This is a genomic window from Streptomyces sp. MB09-02B, assembly GCF_033794485.1.
Taxonomy (GTDB): Bacteria; Actinomycetota; Actinomycetes; order Streptomycetales; family Streptomycetaceae; genus Streptomyces.
Genome location: NZ_JARGEE010000630.1, coordinates 1 through 3,680, shown reverse-complemented (window position 1 = coordinate 3,680; position 3,680 = coordinate 1). Strand labels below are relative to the sequence as shown.

The window sequence follows — 3,680 nt, the reverse complement described above, 5'->3', positions numbered from 1 at the left end:
ACCCGCGTCAATCTGACCGTGCTGTGCGCCGTGGTCCTGTTGCTCGTGGCGGCGAGCCTGTTCGGCGGCGAGGACTCCTCGTCCGACGCCTCCCGCCCGCCGGACGCCCGGCACGCCCCGCAGGCAGCGGCCGCCTCCCCCGCCGAGGGTGCCGGGCCCGCTGAACGGCCGGCGGACCGCCGGCAGCGTCCGCCCCGGGCGGCCAGACCGGTCCGGCTGCTCATCCCGAAGATCCGGGTGAGCGCCCCCTTCGTCCCCCTCTCCGTCGGCCGCTCCGGGCAGCTCGAGGCCCCGCCCGCCGACGACGTGAACCTCGTCGGCTGGCACGCCGAGGGTGCCGCGCCCGGGGAGACGGGCACCTCGATCATCGCCGGTCATGTCGACACCGCGACCTCACCGGCCGTCTTCGCGGGGCTCGGCGAACTGGAGAAGGGAGACGTCTTCCACATCGTGCGCTCCGACCGGACCAGGGTGTCCTTCGTGGTCGACGCCCTGGAGACGTTCGAGAAGGCCGACTTCCCCGACGAGCGGGTGTACGGCGACGCGTCCCGCCCCGAGGTCCGGCTGATCACCTGCGCGGGCGACTACGACCGCAAGGTCAAGGACTACACGGAGAACCTGGTGGTCTTCGCGCACCGGACCTGAGGCCGCAGGCGAACAACAGGGGACGGGCTGACCAAAAACCATTCTCGAAGTGGCCAAGAGCAGTTCAAGGGACGGCCATGATTGATCAACGCACGTCCATGATTCCGCAACTTGAACGTTTGAGCGTTTAGAGCGGACGTACGTTCCTGCCCGTGAACTCTGACGCAACACCCCACAGAGGCGACGGCGCCGAGGCGACCGCCACCAGCGCAGACGCCCCGATATCCCACGCCAGGCCGCGCGGCCGACGCTCACTCCTGCGCGCCGCGCTGGCCGGTACCGCCGTCCTCGGCGGCGGCCTCGCGGTCGGTGCCTTCCCGGCCGACGCCGAGCCCGTGTCCCGCTCCTCCCGCACCACCCCCTCGCCCTCCGCCACCACCCGTCCGCGGCCGAAGACGGCGGACGAGGCGCTGAAGGAGCTGTCGAAGGGCAACCGCCGCTGGCGGACCTTCCAGGAGCGGCACCCCGACGAGGACGCCGCCGTGCGCAAGGCCCTGACGACCGGCCAGCAGCCCTTCGCCCTGATCCTCGGCTGCATCGACTCCCGGGTCCCCCCGGAGCTGGTCTTCGACCAGGGCCTCGGCGACCTGATGACCGTGCGCAGCGCGGGCGAGGTGCTGGACCAGTCCGTGCTCGGCAGTGTCAAGTACGGCGTCCTCGAACTGAAGATCCCGCTGGTCGTGGTGCTCGGTCACCAGTCCTGCGGCGCCGTGAAGGCGGCCGTCGCGGTGGACGAGAGCGGCGAGGAACTGCCGAGCGGCATCCAGTACATCGCGGACGAGATCGCTCCGGCGATCGACCACCGCGTGACCGGTGACGCCCGGGTCGCGGCGACCATCGACGCGAACGTCCGGCTCGTGCGTTCCAAGCTCAAGGCCGACCGTGACATCGCCGCCAAGCTGAAGGCGGGCGAGGTGGCCGTCGTCGGCGCCCGCTACGACCTGACGACCCAGCGGGTGCACCTGCTCAAGTAGCGGGCCCTGGCAGGCAGAAGGCGGCTCCGGTGCACCACCCACCACCGGGGCCGCCTTCGTGTTCGCCGTGATGTCGCCGCGCCGCGTTGCGGCCGACGGCTCAGCCCTCGACGAGGGTGATGTCCTGGTGGCGGACCGCGTGGAACCTGGGCAGTGGCAGGCCGCTGCCCGAGAGTTCCATGACGGTGGCCTCCACCCGAACGGGGCCCGGCCGGTAGCGGCCCGGGTCGGCCTTGTCCGTGTTGGTCCAGGCGTGGTCGGCGCCGTCGCAGACCGCCGAGGTGCCGCCGACGCCCTTGCGGACGTGGCTCTCGCCCTGCTGGAGCGAGGACGAGACGAAGACGGGGCCGTTGCCGCCGAGGCAGCGGTAGGTGCCGGACAGGGTGAGGGTGCCGTCCGGGGCCACGAGCCCGGTGGGGTCGATGGTCACCGTCTCGAACGGCTCGATCGTGGCACCGGCGGACGGGGCGGCGGCGAGCGCCAGCAACGCGGCGCCGGCGGCCGCGCCGAGCAGTCGGGGGACACGCGCGAGGACCGGGGACAAGGGCATGGGGGTACCTCCTTGGACGGGATTCCAGCGGGGTTCCAGAGGTACCGGCCACCCCCGTCCGATCTTGCGATCATCACCCTTCGGTCGGCGCGCCGTTCCGCCGAACCAACCACCGCGTGCGAGCCGCGCATCCGTGGTTATGTCCGCGTCCTGTCACGGCACGTCCGGGTGCTGTCACGTCTCCCGCGAGGGTGTGGCGATGAGTTGCGGGCGCGGGCATGGTCTGTAGTGCGAGGCGGTGACGCACCGCCGGCACTCACCACGACGTGGAGGCGCGCCATGTGTTCACACCAGCCCCTGTGCCCCTCGGCAAGCAGCTCCGACCGCGACGCCGCGCACATCGTCGCCTTCCACCCCGAGCAGGGCTGGAACCTGCTCTGCAACGGGGCGATCGTCTTCGACGACACCGGTGAGATCCTGCCCGACGGCAGCATCGTCGCGCCGAGCCGGCTCGCGGCAGCGGCCTGACACCTACCGCGCACGGGGCTACGGCAGGACCGCGAAGCCGTCCAGCTCCACGCACGCCCGCTCGTCCCAGAGCCGTACGATGCCGACGACCGCCATCGCGGGATAGTCCCGGCCCGCCAACCTCCGCCAGATACGTCCCAGTTGGGGAGCGCGGCGCCGATAGTCGGCGACATCCGTGACGTAGACCGTGACCCGGGCGAGGTCGGCCGGCGCACCGCCGACGGCCGCCAGCGCGGCCAGCAGATTGCCCAGGGCCTGCTCGAACTGCTCCTCCAGCGTCTCCCCCACGACCTTGCCGTCCGCGTCCAGCGCGGTCTGGCCCGCCAGGAACACGACCCGGCTGCCGGTGGCGACGACGGCATGGGAGAAGCCGGTGGGTGGCGACAGTCCGGCCGGGTTCACCCGCTCGACACTCATGACGGCCTCCTCTCCGGCCCGGTCGGCCGGTACAACTCCTTGGCGATGACCGTCCGTTGCACCTCGCTGGCCCCCTCGTAGATGCGTGGTGCGCGCACCTCCCGGTAGAGGTGTTCGAGCAGATGGCCGCGCCGCAGCGCCCGTGCCCCGTGCAGCTGGACGGCCGCGTCGACGACGTACTGCGCGGTCTCCGTGGCCAGCAGTTTCGCCATCGCGGCCCGTCTCGGCACCTCCGGGTCCCCCGCGTCGTACGCCGTCGCCGCCGCGTAGACCATGAGCCGGGCCGCCTCCGTGCGCAGCGCCATCTCGGCGACCTGGTGGGAGACGGTCTGGAGGTCCCTCAGCTTGCCGCCGAAGGCGTCCCGTCGGGCGGTGTGCGCGAGGGTGGCGTCCAGGGCGGCCTCGGCCATGCCGACCGCGAAGGCGCCGACGCTCGGGCGGAAGAGGTTGAGGGTGGCCATGGCGACCCGGAAGCCGTGGTCGGGTGTGCCGAGGACGTCGTCGGCGGTGACGGGGACCGCGTCGAGGGCGAGGGCGCCGATGGGGTGCGGCGAGAGCATGTCGAGGGGCGTGCCGGTGAGGCCGGGGCGGTCGGCCGGGAGCAGGAAGGCGGTCACCCCGCGGGA

The 3,680-nt window shown here is 72.3% G+C and carries 6 protein-coding genes; 3 read left to right on the top strand and 3 right to left on the bottom strand.

The annotated features are described in order from the left end of the window. Positions 1-12 precede the first annotated feature (12 nt). The gene (locus tag P1P70_RS41985; protein ID WP_413471667.1) at positions 13-645 is read left to right on the top strand and encodes a class F sortase; all 633 of its coding nucleotides are present in this window, start codon (positions 13-15) and stop codon (positions 643-645) included. A 152-nt stretch (positions 646-797) separates the two neighbouring features. Further along, positions 798-1,619, top strand: coding sequence for a carbonic anhydrase (locus P1P70_RS41980; protein ID WP_319247365.1), 822 nt, complete (start codon positions 798-800; stop codon positions 1,617-1,619). Between the two features lie 100 nt (positions 1,620-1,719). Here P1P70_RS41980 and P1P70_RS41975 read toward each other — a convergent pair whose 3' ends face one another. Beyond that, complete coding sequence (locus P1P70_RS41975) at positions 1,720-2,169, bottom strand: DUF6299 family protein (protein WP_319247363.1); 450 nt, start codon at positions 2,167-2,169, stop codon at positions 1,720-1,722. A gap of 279 nt (positions 2,170-2,448) precedes the next feature. Between P1P70_RS41975 and P1P70_RS41970 the strand changes: the two genes are divergently transcribed. Next, positions 2,449-2,637 carry a DUF5999 family protein gene (locus tag P1P70_RS41970; RefSeq protein WP_319247361.1) on the top strand — a complete coding sequence of 63 codons (189 nt, stop codon included), beginning with the start codon at positions 2,449-2,451 and terminating at the stop codon, positions 2,635-2,637. Between the two features lie 18 nt (positions 2,638-2,655). Here the strand turns inward: P1P70_RS41970 and P1P70_RS41965 are convergent, their stop codons facing one another. After that, complete coding sequence (locus tag P1P70_RS41965) at positions 2,656-3,054, bottom strand: RidA family protein (RefSeq protein ID WP_319247359.1); 399 nt, start codon at positions 3,052-3,054, stop codon at positions 2,656-2,658. Beyond that, positions 3,051-3,680 (bottom strand): acyl-CoA dehydrogenase (locus P1P70_RS41960; protein ID WP_319247357.1); only part of this gene is annotated, 630 nt, incomplete at its 5' end. The genes P1P70_RS41965 and P1P70_RS41960, both read right to left, overlap by 4 nt.